This window comes from Streptomyces sp. NPDC053426, assembly GCF_055585405.1.
This window is the reverse complement of the sequence record NZ_JBVJKE010000024.1, coordinates 30,125-45,242: the sequence shown is the minus strand read 5'-3', so window position 1 is coordinate 45,242 and position 15,118 is coordinate 30,125. Positions and strand designations below refer to the sequence as shown.

The window sequence follows — 15,118 nt, the reverse complement described above, 5'->3', positions numbered from 1 at the left end:
GGACGGGCAGCCGATGGCGCCGCCGCAGGATCCGGCTGGTGTGCTGGGGGAGGTGTCTTTGACGGCGTTGCGGGCGCCGGCGGTGCGTCGTCTGCTGGCGCTGCGCGCCGAGCGGCGGCTGTCGCGGGAGCATGTGCGCCTGGCCGGGGAGTGCCTGGGGGTGTCGGAGCGGACGGTGTGGCGGTGGCTGGCTGAGGCCTCACGGTCGCCCCGGGCCGCGATCCGCCCCGGGGAACGCAGTGGTGACCGGTTCGAGATCACCAGGGAGATCCGGGTGCTGTTGGCGTACTGGCACGGCAACGCTTCTGCGGTCCACCGCCAGTTGGTGGCCCGGGCCGAGACCGGCGGCCGTGACGGTCAGCCGACGACGGCGTCTGAATCCGCGGCTTCTCCCGCGGGCGCCACGTCGGCTGCGGTGCCGCTGCTGGACCCGGTGCCGTCGCTGTCGACGTTCCTGCGCGCGGTGCGGCGTGATCTCACCGCGGGGGAGCGGGCCGGTCTTGCCGAGGGACCGGACGCGGCACGCGCGCACGACGTCTTCGGCAAACGGGCGGCCTCCTGGCGCAATCACGTGTGGGAGGCCGATCACGTCCAGGCACCGCTGCTGGTCGATGCCGACGGCGACCTGGTGCGCCCGTGGGTGACCTGGTTCATCGACACCGCCACCAAAGTCATCACCGGCACTGCGGTCACTCCTGGCGTCCCTTCCCGCGCCTCCGTGCTGGTCGCGCTGCGCGCCGCTGTGCTGCGTGAGGAGCCCTACGGCCCCGCGGGAGGGACACCGGAGCAGGTGAGGGTGGACCGGGGCAAGGACTTCCTGTCGACCACCGTAACTGCCGCGTTCGGCACGATGGGCGTGACGGTGAAGGACCTTCCCGCCTACAGCCCCCATCTCAAGGGCACGGTGGAAAATCTCAACCGGGCTGTCGACCGGATGCTGTTCGCGGCCCTGCCCGGCTACACCCTCACGCCCGCCAAGCCCCGCTCCGGCCGGCGACGCAAAGGCGCGGGCCGCAGGCCGGATACGTCCGGTGCCATGTCGTTTCAGGACTTCACCGCAGAGGTGCTGGCCTGGACCCACTGGTGGAACACCGAGCACCGGCCCCAGGCGCTGGCCGGCCGTACGCCGCTTGAGGCATGGCAGGCCGATCCGACTCCCGTCACCGATGTCCCCGCCGCCGACCTGTGGACGTTCACCCTCGAGGACGATGGCCGCCCGCGGAAGCTGACCAGCCACGGCGTGCGGTGGCGCGGGCGCACCTACATCGCCCCCTGGATGACGGGCCAGGCTGACCGTACCGTCACAGTGCGCTACATGCCGCACCACGATCACGAGATCGACATCTGTGACGCGAGCGGCGGGTATCTCGGGCCTGCGCACCTTGCGGACGCGGCCACCCCCGAACAACTCGATGCCCTGCGCACGGCCCGGGCGGAGCGTGCCCGACGTCTGCGTGCCGAGGTGAAAGCCGCCGAGACGCTGCGCCGACAGCGCTTCGCGCCGGCCACCACGGCCGGGCCGGCCCAACGGCTGGGAGCCCTCACCTCCGCTCAAGCCGGGCACGAACTGGCCGCCGTCGAGCACACCGACGCCTCGAAGCTGGCGCTGCCGGACCTCATCCCGCCTGCCGCGCCCCCGGCCGACTGGCGCACCCCGCCCTCCCTCGCCACCCGGACCGCGCCCGGCCGGCGTGCTCCCCTCCCCGCCGAACCTGCCGCCGACGGCCCGCCTGGCCCAACCGCACAGACCGCTGAAGACGGAGATGCCTCGTGACCGCGGCCACCTACCAGTACGTCGATCTGCCCGACGCCTCCGTGGTCACCACCCGGGCCCTGCTCACCGCCCGGGAGAACATCACCGACGCGGTCGCCGCCCGCGCCATGATGTGCATCCACGGCGGGGCCGGCTTCGGCAAGACCCTCGCCGTCAACACCTGCCTGCGCGCACTCGAACCCCGCGAGGACGTCCGAAAGATCACCTTCCGGGCCCGGCCCACCGCCCGCGCAGTGCGCTACGAACTGTTCACCGCCCTCGACCTGGCCGGCGAGCCCCCGCGCCACCCCAGCGAGTTCGACCGTCTGCTGAAGACGGCCCTGGCCGAACGCCCCCGCACCTTCCTCGTCGACGAGGCCCAGTGGCTCAACGGTGAGGCCTTCGAATACTTCCGCTACCTGTGGGACGAGCCCTCCACCCAGCTCGCGATCATCTTCGTCGGTGGCGCGGGCTGCCACACCGTGCTGCGCCGCGAACCGATGCTGTCCTCCCGTGTCTTCATCTGGCAGCAGTTCACCCGACTCACACCCGCCGAGGTCCTCGAGGTGATCCCGCTGTTCCACCCCATCTGGGCCGACGCCGGCCCCGAGGACATCGCCTTCGCCGACAGCCACGCCGCGCACGGCAACTTCCGCGCCTGGGCCCAGCTGACCGCACACACCCGCACCGCCCTGGCCCGCACCTGCCGCCCGCGCGTGGACCAGGAGCTGCTGCGCTGGGCCTTCAGCCGCCTCGCCTGACCACACTGCCCATGCCTTCTATCCCGCCGCTGCCGTCCGTCACCGTGGTTCTCGACCGTCACGACGACGCGATGCACACGCACGCCGCCCTGGCCGCCCACCATCCGCCGTCCGGCCGGATCACCCTGCACCCCGGCCCGGGCACTACCAGCGAAACCGGCCTCGCCCACGACCTTCTCGCCGCCCTGGGTAAACCGCCCCTGCTCCCGGGCCGCTTTCCCGGCGGCCGTCAGCCCGCCTGGGAAGCCGCCACGGCCTGGATGACCGCCCTGCCCGTCACCCGGCTGACCGTCCTGCGCGCTCACCGCCTCACCACCCGCCGCACGATGCGCCTCCTGCAGCTACAGGCCCGCACCGGTATCCACCTGACCCTGGTCTGCCACCGCCCTCACCTTCCCGCCGCTCTGCACCAGGCCCTGCGGACGGCCGACCACTCCGTCACCGCCGACATCGAGGCCGCCCGCCGCCACTACTACGGCACGCCTGTCACTGAACCCCCGCCCCCAGACGAGCCCGCCGCGCCGGCCAGCCGGTGGCTCACCCTGCCCGCACTGGAACGCCTCGTCTCCTACGACAGCCCCCGCCCCTGCGCCGACCCGTGCACGCCACCGCCGATCGCCTGGCGGCACCGCCCACCACCCGTGCCTCTCACCGTGCCCACCGCCCAGCGCATCGCCCACCGGCTGCACGCGGCGACCGCACACCCTCGCCTGGCCGCGGCCGTCGCTGCCGCACTGTTCACCGGCGCCTCCCTCCAGCAACTCGCCACCGCACGCCCCCGCGACTACGACGACGCCGCGGCCACGCTCGTCCTGCACGACCGAGCCCGCTACACCGACGGCTGCGCCGCCTACCCCGTACCGCCCTGGGCCGGCGTCTTTCTGCGGGCCGCGGCCTGTTTCACCCGGCTGCTATCCGGCGAGGACCAAGAACTGCTCGCCGCGCCAGGTGACCGTGCGCACCTGCTGCGCGTGGCGGAGACGGCCAGACTGCGTCCGCCCCAGCCGCCCGCAGCCCGCCGCAAAGGCCCGGTCGGCCGCGTGGAGTGGGACTGGCGAGAGCGGCAGGAAGCCGAAAGGTACGAAGCGGGACTGGCCAGCCGCCGCAGGCCCTCGCGACGCTGACCCCTGACGCGGGCGCTCGACAAGGCAGGATCAGCCGATCGAGAAGTCGGCGAACTCGATGTCGTTGAAGACGATGTGCAGCCCGTGGGCCCGGTGGCCCCAATCGCGAAAGTAGGCGTGTCCCAGCGCCCGGGCGAGGATCACTGTCTGCTGCTGCTCACCCGCGCCGGCATCCCGAGCGGCGAACAGTTCCCTGGCTACCTCTCCTGGCAGGTCCTGGGTGATCCACCGCACCCGCGGATCGTCTGAGGAGCCTGCAGGAGCCGCGAACCCGAATTGCGCACGGGTATGGAAGACGAAGCCATCCGCCTCTGCCTGGGCACGTCGGCGGGCCCGTATCCGGGGCTGCCACCGTGCCAGGACTGCTTCCGCGATTGCACGAACCTGCGTCGGACCAGGGGGACGACGCGCTCCTGGCTGTCGATTATTCGTACAGTTGAGACACATTCATCGCCGTGAGCTGCAACATCTCAACTGTACTCATAGAAACTGAGGTTGAGTCGTGTGTGTGGTTGACCTTCCCTGATGGGGTGCAGGGGCGCCTGAGGCTCTCGACAGCAAGCCTGTGACCTGGAGTGCCGCATCTCTATCGAGAATGTCTCAACTTTACGGATAATTTATTGGGATTGGGGTCCTGAGGGGGCAAGGAAGTTGATCTTGATTTGGGAGGGTAGGGAGCCGCTCCGAGAGGGGCGGGCGGAGGTGTGGAGCAAGTCGGCGTTCGTCAAAGTGCACCCGTAGTGGGGTGCCTCTGTAGTTGGCGAGGGTGGCGTCCCAAAGGCGGTGGCGGCCGGCCATGCACGACCGTGCTGTCGGCGCTGTCGGTTTCAGGGTGGCTGCGGCAGTTGGCTTCGCGTGCCAGGGAGAGCGCGACAGTTTATGCCGGATGGGTCATCGCGGCGTCGGCTGCATGCGCAGGGCCGAGGGTGTGGGGCGACCGATGGGAATCGCCAGGCCGTACGGCCGCCAGCCCCACCTGGTCCTGGAACTGGGGGCGAAGCACACACCTCGACCCCATCACACCGCTCAGGCTGTGCCGCCTTGAACTGCCACAGCCGCTGCACCCGACTCGCTGACTGGTCGCAGTCCACCAACGCCGGCGGCTGAGGCTGACAGTCGCCGTGCGCTGGCAGGGGCTCAAAGGGGCCGGGATTCCGGGAAAGTCTTACGACTGGGCCCAGCTCCCCTCGACCCCCAGAGCACTCCTGCCTCGGCAGACGATCGCCCGGTGACAGCAGACCCTCCAGTGGCGTGCCAGCGGGCCGCAACCACCCGTGGGTCGGCTTCGCACACCGACAGCACCGTGTTCCGGTAACCACGCAATCCAGCCGTCCCTAGGCAGGCAGCAGCATGAGCGTCGGCCACATCACCGTCGGCGGTGCTGCCGTCGGCGCCACCACTGCCGAAGACTGCGGGCCGGCCCACGCCACGCTTCGATGAACTCCTCGATGTCGCGTGCCAGCTTCGCGCCGTGAGTGAGAGCGATGCTGAGAAAACCGAACAACGCCAGCACGCCGATCGTGACCTCGTCCATCCATCCTGTCCTTTTAACAAGGCCGGACAGAACGGGCGCGCTCAGTCCGACCACCTACAGGTGACGAACCGAGATCGCGCCGGTGCAGCGACTCAGGGTGGTGTCTCCGGCTGCAGGCCGGGGTCGAGCACGGGGTGTTCTTTCACTTTGGGCGCGCAGGCCTAACGGTTGTTCTCCGCAGGAGGGGCGAGGTAAATGTGTGGCCGCCACCGGACGGTCCACCATGGGCCCTCACCACTAACGCCCCGAGGGGCGTCCACTGCCACTGAGCATTTCAGTCCCAGATGGCACTAATAGGACTCCGTTAGGTCTCTCTCGATCTTGATGTCGTGTGTGGTCTGGCCGGGCAGGGGTTGGTGGCAGGTGGTGCAGATGCCGGTCCAGCACCTCAGGATGTCCTGAAGGGCGTCGAGGGTCTGGTAGAGAGTGAGTCCGGTGTGGGTGCTTTTGGGGCCAGACGCTGTTCGGTGAGAAATGCGTGGGCGGCGGTCACGAGGGTGACGTGGTGGTGCCAGCCGGGCCAGGACCGGCCTTCGAAGTGGTCCAGGCCCAGGCCGTGCTTGAGTTCGCGATAGTCGTGCTCGATGCGCCAGCGAACCATGGCCAGTCGAACCAGGTCGGTGATCGGAGTGTCGGCTGGCAGGCTGGACAGCCAGTATTCGGTGGGCGCCTCGGCGCCTTCGGGCCGCTCGATCAGCAGCCGGCAGTCGGGCAGGACGCCGCCCCACCAGCCTTGTCCGGACGGGGCGGCGGCCCGGATCGGGCGCTCGACGGCCTTGCCGGCCGGGCGGACGCGCACGGCGGCGAAGCGGGACCGTAACTGGCCGCGTAAGCCCTGCCGCCAGGTGAGAGAGGCGAACGCCTCCTGCCCGAGATCGGCGGCCAGGGCCGCAACCGAGGGTGCGGGCCGGCGGTAGCGGGGCTGGGGCCAGCAGCCGACGGGGCCCTTGCGGTCCGGAGCCACGGGCTTCGCGTCGAACGGGTGGGCACTCACGTCCGCGCGGACGGCCAGCACGTAGTTGATTCCCCGCTGGGCCAGGCCGGCCCGCAGGTGGGCATCGGCGCCGTAGGCGGCATTGGCCACCACGACCGGCGGCCGCATGTCCCAGTCGGCCAGCTCATCGAGCATGTCCAGCACCAGCCGCCACTTCTCACGGTGGGCGACCTCGGACGGAACACGGGCGATGGTGCGGCGGTCGGTGTCCGCGTCCCACTCCTTGGGCAGGAACAGGCGCCACTGCAGTGGGCAGGAGGCGGTGTAGCTGGCGGCGTGGACGCTGACCGCGACCTGACAGTTGGCGCGTTTGCCCCGGGCCCCGCAGTACTGCGGGGCCACGGCGACCGACATTCTTCTGTCCTTGGGCAGCGACACGTCGTCGATCACCCAGGCCGTCGGGGCGATGAGTGGCAGCATGCGCTCTGCGATCCGCCGCCGCACCGGCACCGGGTCCCAGGTGGACTGGTTCACGAACTGCTGCAGGTTCTGTTCGTTGCCGTCCGGCAGCCTCGAGGCCAGGGCCTGGACCGACTTGCGGCGGCCGTCCAGCATCAGTCCCCGCAGGTAGCAGTCGTCCTTGGCCCGCTGGCCCTTGCACGGCACCGAAGCGAACACATCAGCCACGTACAACGCCAACTTCGCCCGGACACGGTTCACTTCATGTGCGTCCATCCACCCACCATGCCCAGGAACAGGCCAAATCCGAAGACCTGACGGAGTCCTACTAGAGGCCGGCGACGACCTCACCCGCGAATACGTCAAAGCCATGTACTCCAAGCTGGTGTCCACGTTGGGGGAGTCGAACGCCAACCGGGATCTGTGCCGCCCCGACCGAATGCCGCAAGAAGGACAACGCCGACACCCTCCCCACGGGCCACGCCGCACAGCTTGCCGCCCTCGACCGCTGGTGGAACCCAAGCTGGCCACTGACCTGGCGACGGGCCTACACTCACGCCAAAGCCCACATCGACGCGGGCGGCAGCTCGGACTCCCCCCGCTCCTTCACCACTGCGGACGGACTCAAGCTCGGGCAGTGGCTCAGCTGCCAGCGCAACAACTTCCCCACGCTCCGCGCCGAACAGGCCCAGCTCCTGACCGGCATCGGCATCACCCCGCACGTCGACAGCATCCACCCCGAAGCATTCCGCACCGAACGAGGCCGGGCCTTCCGCCGCGGCCTGGTCGCCGCCTCCTGCTACCTGGCCCGCGAAGGCCACCTCGACGTCCCCCGCCGGCACACCGAAACCGACTGGATAGGCCCCTTCCGGCTCGGCTCCTGGGTCGACCACATCCGCCGCACCCCCAACGAACTCACCAACGAAGAACGCGCCGCCCTCGACATCCTCCGCATGGCCTGGGACACGCCCAAGGCCACAGAAGAGCCGTAACGGTGCCGGGCGGCAGACCGTTCGCGCACGCGGAACGAACGCTCGGACTATGCGCCCCCCCGGTGAGGTTCGCCCGGGACTGTCGGACCCCGGCAGTAGCATGACCGCCTGTTGAGCACCATGCGCCACAACCCGGGGGACCGCATGTTCATTTCCGCCGTCTACATCCGCTTCTTCCGCTCGTTCAACTTCGACTACCTCCGCAAGGCCAGCGACACCTTCAAGCCGGACCCCTGGGATGTCCTGGACAGCGACGACCTCAAATACCCCTTCGTCAAGGTGTCCCTCGAGGAGGGCGTCACCACCGTCGTCGGCGCCAACGAATCCGGCAAAAGCCAACTCCTGGCCGCCATCCAGCGTGCGCTGACCGGACGGCACATCGAACGCGGTGACTTCTGCCGTTACTCGCAGTTCTTCGCGGTGAACAAGGCCATGGCTTATCCCGACTTCGGCCTGCGGTTCGAGCGCCTGCAGCCCAGCGACCGTGACGCGGTGCTCCAGGCATGCGGGAAGGAGGGAGGCGACGACTTCGACACGTTCCTGATGTTCCGCATCGGCGCCCATCAGCCCGTCGTCTACCTGCCCGAAGGCAGCGGCTGGAGCAGTTACCCCGTCGAGGACAGCGGACCGTTGGAGGACATCCTGCCGCGATCGTTCGAGATCGACGCGCACACGGCGCTGCCCCAGAGCGTGCCCGTTGAGCACCTTGCCGGTCGGCAGAGCACCCTACGGACCAGGTCCCGCTCCGCCCGACGTGCTTTCGTTCGGACAATTTTCGACAACGCCGACTTCTTCACCTCTCCCGAGCAGCTCGCCACGGCCGTGCCGAACCTGACGTCGGCGTTCTCCACGGCGAACCAACCCGACGAAAGCCACGACAAGCAACTCGCCCTGGCCGACCAGCTCCTGCTGAAGGTCGCGAAGATCGACCGTACGGCGTTCCAGGAGCTCCTCCTGGCTGTAGAGGAGGGCAAGGAAGGCTTCGCCAACGGGATCGTCGAACGCATGAACCGGCAGCTGGCCCAGTCGCTGAACTTCCCCAAGTGGTGGACCCAGGACAACCAGTTCCAGCTCCAGATGACCCTACGCGACCAGGACCTCGTCTTCACCATCAGGGACCGGACCGGCACCGAGTACTCAGCCAATGAACGCAGCCACGGGCTGAAGTACTTCCTCAGCTACTTCATCCAGTACCTGGCCCACGAGCCCCCCGCGTCAGGGCAGCGCGAGGTGCTGTTGATGGACGAACCCGACGCATACCTTTCCGGCAGCGGCCAGCAAGACCTGCTGCGCATCTTCGAAGACTTCGCCGACCCAGCCGACCCCGACCGCCTGGCCTGCCAGGTCGTGTACGTGACGCACTCACCCTTCCTCATCGACAAAAACCACGGTGAACGCATCCGGGTCCTCGAAAAGGGAGAAGGCGACGAAGGCACCCGCGTCGTACGCAACGCCTCCCGTAACCACTACGAGCCGCTGAGATCGGCCTTCGGCAGCTTCGTCGGCGAGACGACCTTCATCAGCAACTGCAACCTCATGTGCGAGGGGATGTCCGATCAGATCCTGCTGGCCGGCATGTCCACACGCCTGCGCCGCCTGAAGACGTCCTCACTGGAGCACCTCGACCTCAACACACTTACCCTCGTCCCGGCAGGGTCCGCACCCCACGTCCCCTACCTGGTGTATCTCGCCCGTGGACGCGACGTCGACCGGCCGGCCGTCATCGTCCTGCTCGACGGTGACCGCTCCGGTGACGACGCCCGCAAGAAGCTGCGCCGCGGCCCCCACGGGAAACCGCTGATCGACGACGGCTTCGTGCTGCAGCTCAACCAACTGCCCGCCCAGCAGCTCACCAGCCCCCGCCCGCAGGGCGTGGTGGCCATCGAGGACCTCATCCCGCTTCAGGTCGGCGTGGCCGCGGTCAAGCAGTACGCCCGCGCCTTCCTCCCCCCAGACGACGCCGAGAAGCTCAGCGACCTGCAGGTCGACGACGTGGCCTTCGACGGCGACGAGGGAACCCACGACGCGCTGGAAAACGCTGCTGCGCGCAAGCTGGACGGCTTCCATCTGGACAAGGTGGGCCTGGCCCGCAACATCCTTGACGTCCTCACCCACGAGGAGGACGAGCTTGCCGACGCCATCGCCATCCTCGACAACAATTTCCGTGTCCTGTTCCGCGAATTGGGCAGCCGACAGCGCAAGGCCCTGCGCGAGATCACCACCGAACGCACCACATCCAAGATCAAGCGGCTCAGGAATTCCTTCCTGCTGGACCACCCCGCCGGTGCCACCCGCGAGCAGGCCACCCTCCTGCTCGAGGACATCGACGCAAGTCTCGACAACTCCGTGGACGCCGACGACCTTCGGGGCCAGCTCCTCACGGTGCGTCGCACTTTCGCTCTCGACGAGGAGCCACGCGACCCGATCGACGACTTCGCCGCCTTCCAGGAGGCCCTGCAGAGGCTGGCGTACCGGCCCGTCAACGCGGCGCAAGAGCCGTGATCGACGGCGGCGTTGGGGCATGCAGCGCCGCGTGCAGCCCCCGCCGGATACCCACCCGGTAGACCTCTCCCGCCGTGGTGACACCGGCGGCCAGGCGCTCGTACTCCGCTGTGGTTTGCTCCCGTGGCCTGTCGCGCGACTGCAGGACGGCGGCGGAGCGGTCGGCCCGCCATTGCCGGAGTCGGCGGATGGACTCCCTCGAGGAGGACCAGCATCCGGCACGCGCCTGCTCCACGAGAGTCGCCAGCAGGGACAGCGAGAGACTTTCGGGGTAACTATTGCCGATGGCGGCAGGGAGGAGCCCCATGGGTATCTCCTCCCAGTCCATGCCGGTCCAGGAGCGGTCCCAGCCCCTGGCCTGCAGTTCCTGGCGTGCCCCGAAGCCGATCAGAAGGCCCCTCTTGTCCAGGAGGCTGCCGCGGCTGCGCAGGACGTGCAGTGCTTGGCGCTGTTCGGCCCGCAGGGTGTCCCGCTGCGGAGGTGTCAGCACCTTCAGTTGTTACATCCGATGGTGTGCCTTCAACTGCTGTGTCCAAGCCTGGTGGCGTTCCAGGCCGCTCGTCAGGGCCAGGCGGGTGCCCAGCGGCACTCGGACGGTCACCTTCGTCTTGCCGCTGTCCTCGTCCTCCCCGACGTCGTCGTACTCCACGGCTGTTCTTCCCCTGCTAGGTGAACTGTGACCAGAGTCCGCGCCCTGGGCTGCTTGACTGCCTGGGCGGTTGTGGGCGGTGTCAGATGGTGCGGCTGCGGCCGATGGCCAGGGATTCCAGCAGCTCCTCGGTGATGCGCTCCTGCCCGTTCCAGATCGCTTTCTGGGCACCCTGGCTGACGAGCTGGGACAGGGCCCGCAGGTAGCCCTTGCTGCGGCGGTGCAGGTACTCGTGCAGATTGGTCAGGTCGTCCGGCTGGTGGTGGTGCAGGCACAGGTTCTTGTCGAACTTGCGGACGATCTTTGTGAACAGCTTGTGGCCGTCTGTGTCGTAGCCGATCCGGCTGGTGCGCAGGCTGGCGTAGTCGCCCCAGATTTCCTCGTTGTCGGCCAGGGCGGTCTCCCGGTCTCGGGTCAGGGGGTCGACAATGGAACGGGCGGCACGTCCGCCGAAGAGGAAGGTGGCGCCGGTGCTTTCACTGATCTCTTCCAGATAGGCGAACGACTCCTCGGCGTCCGCGCCGGCCCGCAGCTGCTCGATACCGTCGACGAGGACCAGCAGGGTAGAGCTGTTGCGCATCACATGGCAGATGGAGCGGGTGGGATCGCTGCCGCCGTCGTGCTTGAGACCGAGGAAGGAGGCGAAGGCGGCCGGCCAGTTCCGCCGCCCACCGCGCGCCAGGGGAGGCACCCGCAGTGCGATCACCGGGATGCGGTTCTCGTCCGGCTCATACAGACGGGCGATCTTGTTCTCGTAGTGGCGGCCGATGTACTGCAGGATCTCGGTCTTGCCGGTGCCGCGGGGGCCTTCGATGATGATCCCGGTCTTGCCGTGGATGCGTTCCCGGTTGGCCAGCAGATGCTCGTGAACGACGACCAGGGCCCGGCCGATAGCGGGGGTGACCACGGTCGGCATCAGGGCGTGATAGCGCAGCCGCAGGTCGTTGTCGGCGACTTTCGTGCCGGGCGGCGGGCTGTCTGCCAGGTCGGGTCGGGTGCGGTCCAGGGCGGCGAAGGTGCGCCAGTTGCTCAGGGTGTTCAGCCATACCGGCCGGGGCGCGGTGAACACCGGCGTGGGGGCGGGGGAGTCGATGAGCAGACGGATGTCGTCGTCTTCGATCTCCTCGATGACCGGTGGCTGCGTCATGGCCTGTCCTCCTGCGGGGGGTTGGTTTCGGAGGGCAGGTCCAGCAGGTGACGCGCGGCGCTGTCGAGGCTGTCGTCCAGGTCACCCAGATCCGCCAGGAGCGAGGGCACTTGGGCGTCCGCGCCGTCCGAAGCGTCCGGCCCGGGGGCGATCTCTTCTTCCGTGAGGGAGGGAGCGGGGGCGTACAGGCTCGGCTCGTCCAGCTCCAGCACCGTCAGCGGTCCCAATGCGTCCAGGTCCAGCGTCTCCGCGTCGGCGAACGGGTCGAAGACGCCGTCACTGGTCGGCGCCCATCCGCCATCCAGCCCCGGCACGGGCGCGTAGCCGTCGGGCACGCTCACCACACCCGGGTCGTCCGGACCCTGTCCCGCCCGCTCCAGCAGGTCGGCCAGGACCTGCGCGATGGCTTCGTCCTGTGTGTGGCGGCCGCCGCGCGCCACGTACTCCGCGGTGGCCGTCTCCCACAGGTGCTGTGTCCACGGGGCGCCGATCAGGTGCTGGTGCTTGAAGACGGCAGTGATCCACTCGCCGGAGCGGTGGTCGCGCAGCCACACCTGCTCGGGAGTGTAGGGGTTGTAGCGCAGCTCCCACCCGTCACGCTTCTTGCCCTTGAGCCCCGACGGCGTGTTGCGGACCTCCTCGAGTTCCCCTTTGAAATTGTCGTAAGTGCGGTTCTTGAACCGGATGCCGTCATCGCGCACCCCGACCCAGGCGGTGGGCAGCAGCTGGAGGTAGTCCGCAAAGCCCAGCGGGATCGGCAGGTAGCCGGCCGCCTGCACGCCCGCGGCGTACACCTGGTTCGGAGTCAGCGGCGGCAGGTTCGGCTCGTAAGGGCTGCGCAGCTCCTCGTGCGGCCGCGCCTGCCAGCCGACCGCGATCCACTCCTGCAGCAGATCGTCCAGCTCCTGCAGCGTCCACAGCCGGTCCGGATCGATCTCCTTGCCGCGGCGGCTGAAGTCACGCCCGGTGTAGGAGTTGACGCGTTGACTGAACAGCGACTTGATCGACTCGAAGGTCCGCTCGACGATCGCCTTGTCGGTCGGGGTGCGCTTGCGCGCCGGACGCACGGAGATTCCGAGGAAGGAACAGGCGTCGAAGAAGGTCTGCCCGGCGAAGACCGTGCCGTGGTCGATCACGATCGTCTCCGGCATGATCACCGGCCGGGCCGCGGCGTGCTCCATCCGCGCGTCGACCTCCAGCAGTTCCTCATACGGCAGATCCGAACGGGCCGCGGATGCGGCCGCGTCGAAGCCGGGCCGCATCGGGGCCGGCACCATGCACAGCGCCAGCAGCAGCGAGGCGTCCACCGCTTTGGTGGCCCGCCCCTTGCTGGTGCCGGTGCTCAGCAGCGCCCTCGTCTGCTGCCGGGTCTTGCGCCGGCCCGCAGTCTTGGGCCGCAGCACGGCGGCGATGATGCTGCGCGTGAAAACGTCGATGGCCGCCGTGAGTTCCACCTGGGTGGGCCGTCCGTCATCGCCCAGCACTTTGACATCCAGCGCGGTGGAGTCGATCTGCACGAGCTCGCCCGGCGCGGTGGCGGTGGTCACCCCGAACGGCGGCGCCGGACGGTTGAGACGGTCCTTGCGGCGCCGGGTGGGATCCCGCAGCTGCAGCGCGTTGATCCCCAGCCGCTTCAACAGCGCGTACAGCGTGGGGTCGGCCGGCACCTTCACGCCGGGGCCCAGCCTGGCCCGTGCCGTGCGCCGCAGGTTCTTGAACAGGGTGCGGGCGTCGGTGGCGGCTTCCTCTTTCGCCTGGCGTTCCTGCAGCGCCAGCAGCAGGTCCACCACCCGTGCGTCGGTGCGCCGGTTCACCGTGGTCGGGCGGGTGCGCCGCTTGTCGATGAGCCCCCAGATGTCCTCGCGCAGGAAGGCCAGCCGCTTGCGCTGGACCGTCTTCCACGACACCTTCCAACCCAGCACGGCCTGCAGCTCGGCAGCCTTGCGTTCATAGCGCTCGACCAGCGTGAACTGCTCGGGATCGTAGCCTTCCCGCGGTCTGCTGCCCTCGGGGGCCTCCGGCAGCAGACCGGTGTCGACCTCGATGACGTGCCGCCGCCACATCCGTGCCTCATGGGCGCACTCAGGGCTGACCCCCTCCAGCATGGACCAGTTCGGCAGCGGCTCCGCCGACACCGGCCGGCCCGACCGGTCGAGCACGGCGAAGTCCTCGGCCGCGGCCAGGAGCTGAATCGGCACCGCCACCGCAGGCGCCGCCCCGCCCCGGGCAGGCTCCAAATGCACCGTCGTCCCCGCAAGGGCCGACACGGCATAGCGGTTGCCCATCCAGCGCACCTGGTCGCCCGGCGCCAGAATGCCGCGCGGTGCCAGGCCTGCTGCCGGGGGCCGGCTCTCCGGCACCACGCTCATACGGCCTCCGTCTCAAGGGGCTGACGCATCGCCGACGGCATCCGGCCCGACAGCCTGATCACACTGCTCGGATTCATGGCCTTGTTCCACTCCATGCCCAGCTCCTGACGCCACAACAGGTGATACAGGCGCGGCAGCGTCGACAGCCGCGGCAGCCCCGTCGCCCGTACCCCCTCCTCCAGCGTGCGAGGTGTCCGGAACGCGGCTTTCAGGGCTTGCTCGACCTCCCGGTCGCCGCACCGCGGGTGCCGGTACCGCGACACCCACCGCAGGTTCGCCAGCGCCATGGGTTCCGGAATCCGGGGCATCCCCAGCTCCCAGCCCGTCTCCTGACAGGCCTGGCGCAACACCAGCTGCTGGCGCTGCCACCGCAGACTCGGCCCGCTCGCCGGAGGGCAGGCAACGACCAGCGTCGCCCCCTGATCCGTGCGCACGAAGAAGTCCGGCACGACGCTGCGTTCCCGGCCCCGCGCCCGCCACTTGATCTTCGCGGACCATGCGGTGAACTCCGTCACCGACGGGTTGAAATCCAGCAGCATGGCCACTGCCAGCACGTTCATGGACCGGCAGCCCACATGCTTGCCGGTCGTGGCGGCCCACCACCAGGTAGCAATGCTGCGCTGAGAGGGATGCCGGGCCGGACGCCACACCTCGCCCCGGCGGGTGAGCGGAACAGAGCCTGCCTGGGCGACGGGGACCGTGATGCTCCTGCTGCCGTCCTCAAGGCGGTGGACCGCCATCAACGCCTCAGCCATCGCGCTCCCGCATCTGTCCGGACTCTGCAAATCCCCATATTGCACGGCGAGTTGACTTTAGTGCGGGGGAGAAGGCCAAGGGTCAAATACCGTCATCCTCAAAGCCGCCGACCGTCCCGCCGACGGCCGGCGTGACGCC

At 69.0% G+C, this 15,118-nt stretch carries 13 protein-coding genes; 5 read left to right on the top strand and 8 right to left on the bottom strand.

Annotated elements, in window-relative coordinates; translation table 11 throughout:
• Window positions 1-82: 82 nt before the first annotated feature.
• The 3 genes from ACZ62B_RS34400 to ACZ62B_RS34390 are packed head-to-tail and all read left to right on the top strand — an operon-like array spanning window position 83 to window position 3,638.
• Entirely contained in the window at window positions 83-1,774 is a 1,692-nt protein-coding gene (locus ACZ62B_RS34400) for a transposase (protein WP_469693419.1), read from the top strand.
• Window positions 1,771-2,514: an AAA family ATPase gene (locus tag ACZ62B_RS34395; protein WP_469693351.1), complete on the top strand. Its 744-nt coding sequence runs from the start codon at window positions 1,771-1,773 to the stop codon at window positions 2,512-2,514. The genes ACZ62B_RS34400 and ACZ62B_RS34395 overlap by 4 nt, the downstream gene beginning before the upstream one ends.
• A gap of 11 nt (window positions 2,515-2,525) precedes the next feature.
• The gene (locus ACZ62B_RS34390) at window positions 2,526-3,638 is read left to right on the top strand and encodes a hypothetical protein (protein WP_469693349.1); all 1,113 of its coding nucleotides are present in this window, start codon (window positions 2,526-2,528) and stop codon (window positions 3,636-3,638) included.
• A gap of 30 nt (window positions 3,639-3,668) precedes the next feature.
• Here the strand turns inward: ACZ62B_RS34390 and tpg are convergent, their stop codons facing one another.
• The 3 genes from tpg to ACZ62B_RS34375 all read right to left on the bottom strand — a co-directional run bounded on the left by tpg (window position 3,669) and on the right by ACZ62B_RS34375 (window position 6,841).
• Window positions 3,669-4,085, bottom strand: coding sequence for a telomere-protecting terminal protein Tpg (gene tpg / locus ACZ62B_RS34385; RefSeq protein ID WP_469693347.1), 417 nt, complete (start codon window positions 4,083-4,085; stop codon window positions 3,669-3,671).
• A 919-nt stretch (window positions 4,086-5,004) separates the two neighbouring features.
• A complete protein-coding gene (locus ACZ62B_RS34380) occupies window positions 5,005-5,172 on the bottom strand; it encodes a hypothetical protein (RefSeq protein ID WP_469693345.1) in 168 nt (55 codons plus the stop codon).
• A gap of 388 nt (window positions 5,173-5,560) precedes the next feature.
• Entirely contained in the window at window positions 5,561-6,841 is a 1,281-nt protein-coding gene (locus ACZ62B_RS34375; RefSeq protein ID WP_469693344.1) for an IS701 family transposase, read from the bottom strand.
• 143 nt (window positions 6,842-6,984) lie between these two features.
• Between ACZ62B_RS34375 and ACZ62B_RS34370 the strand changes: the two genes are divergently transcribed.
• Complete coding sequence (locus ACZ62B_RS34370) at window positions 6,985-7,557, top strand: helicase associated domain-containing protein (protein WP_469693417.1); 573 nt, start codon at window positions 6,985-6,987, stop codon at window positions 7,555-7,557.
• Window positions 7,558-7,677: 120 nt separating this feature from the next.
• Complete coding sequence (locus tag ACZ62B_RS34365; protein WP_469693415.1) at window positions 7,678-10,059, top strand: AAA family ATPase; 2,382 nt, start codon at window positions 7,678-7,680, stop codon at window positions 10,057-10,059.
• Here ACZ62B_RS34365 and ACZ62B_RS34360 read toward each other — a convergent pair.
• The 5 genes from ACZ62B_RS34360 to ACZ62B_RS34340 all read right to left on the bottom strand — a co-directional run bounded on the left by ACZ62B_RS34360 (window position 10,037) and on the right by ACZ62B_RS34340 (window position 14,979).
• Window positions 10,037-10,549 (bottom strand): hypothetical protein, encoded by a 513-nt coding sequence (locus ACZ62B_RS34360; RefSeq protein WP_469693342.1) that lies wholly within the window; start codon window positions 10,547-10,549, stop codon window positions 10,037-10,039. The genes ACZ62B_RS34365 and ACZ62B_RS34360 overlap by 23 nt on opposite strands.
• A gap of 9 nt (window positions 10,550-10,558) precedes the next feature.
• A complete protein-coding gene (locus ACZ62B_RS34355; protein ID WP_469693340.1) occupies window positions 10,559-10,708 on the bottom strand; it encodes a hypothetical protein in 150 nt (49 codons plus the stop codon).
• Window positions 10,709-10,790: 82 nt separating this feature from the next.
• A complete protein-coding gene (locus tag ACZ62B_RS34350; RefSeq protein WP_469693339.1) occupies window positions 10,791-11,855 on the bottom strand; it encodes an AAA family ATPase in 1,065 nt (354 codons plus the stop codon).
• Complete coding sequence (locus tag ACZ62B_RS34345) at window positions 11,852-14,224, bottom strand: transposase family protein (protein ID WP_469693338.1); 2,373 nt, start codon at window positions 14,222-14,224, stop codon at window positions 11,852-11,854. The genes ACZ62B_RS34350 and ACZ62B_RS34345 overlap by 4 nt, the downstream gene beginning before the upstream one ends.
• Window positions 14,221-14,979: a TnsA-like heteromeric transposase endonuclease subunit gene (locus tag ACZ62B_RS34340; protein WP_469693337.1), complete on the bottom strand. Its 759-nt coding sequence runs from the start codon at window positions 14,977-14,979 to the stop codon at window positions 14,221-14,223. The genes ACZ62B_RS34345 and ACZ62B_RS34340 overlap by 4 nt, the downstream gene beginning before the upstream one ends.
• Between the last annotated feature and the right edge of the window lie 139 nt (window positions 14,980-15,118).

Excerpts from the sequence above, each read along its gene's own strand:
- ACZ62B_RS34390 (WP_469693349.1), top strand. The coding sequence starts at position 2,526 with ATGCCTTCTATCCCGCCGCTGCCGTCCGTCACCGTGGTTCTCGACCGT.
- tpg (WP_469693347.1), bottom strand. The coding sequence starts at position 4,085 with ATGTGTCTCAACTGTACGAATAATCGACAGCCAGGAGCGCGTCGTCCC.
- ACZ62B_RS34380 (WP_469693345.1), bottom strand. The coding sequence starts at position 5,172 with ATGGACGAGGTCACGATCGGCGTGCTGGCGTTGTTCGGTTTTCTCAGC.
- ACZ62B_RS34375 (WP_469693344.1), bottom strand. The coding sequence starts at position 6,841 with ATGGACGCACATGAAGTGAACCGTGTCCGGGCGAAGTTGGCGTTGTAC.
- ACZ62B_RS34365 (WP_469693415.1), top strand. The coding sequence starts at position 7,678 with ATGCGCCACAACCCGGGGGACCGCATGTTCATTTCCGCCGTCTACATC.
- ACZ62B_RS34350 (WP_469693339.1), bottom strand. The coding sequence starts at position 11,855 with ATGACGCAGCCACCGGTCATCGAGGAGATCGAAGACGACGACATCCGT.
- ACZ62B_RS34345 (WP_469693338.1), bottom strand. The coding sequence starts at position 14,224 with ATGAGCGTGGTGCCGGAGAGCCGGCCCCCGGCAGCAGGCCTGGCACCG.
- ACZ62B_RS34340 (WP_469693337.1), bottom strand. The coding sequence starts at position 14,979 with ATGGCTGAGGCGTTGATGGCGGTCCACCGCCTTGAGGACGGCAGCAGG.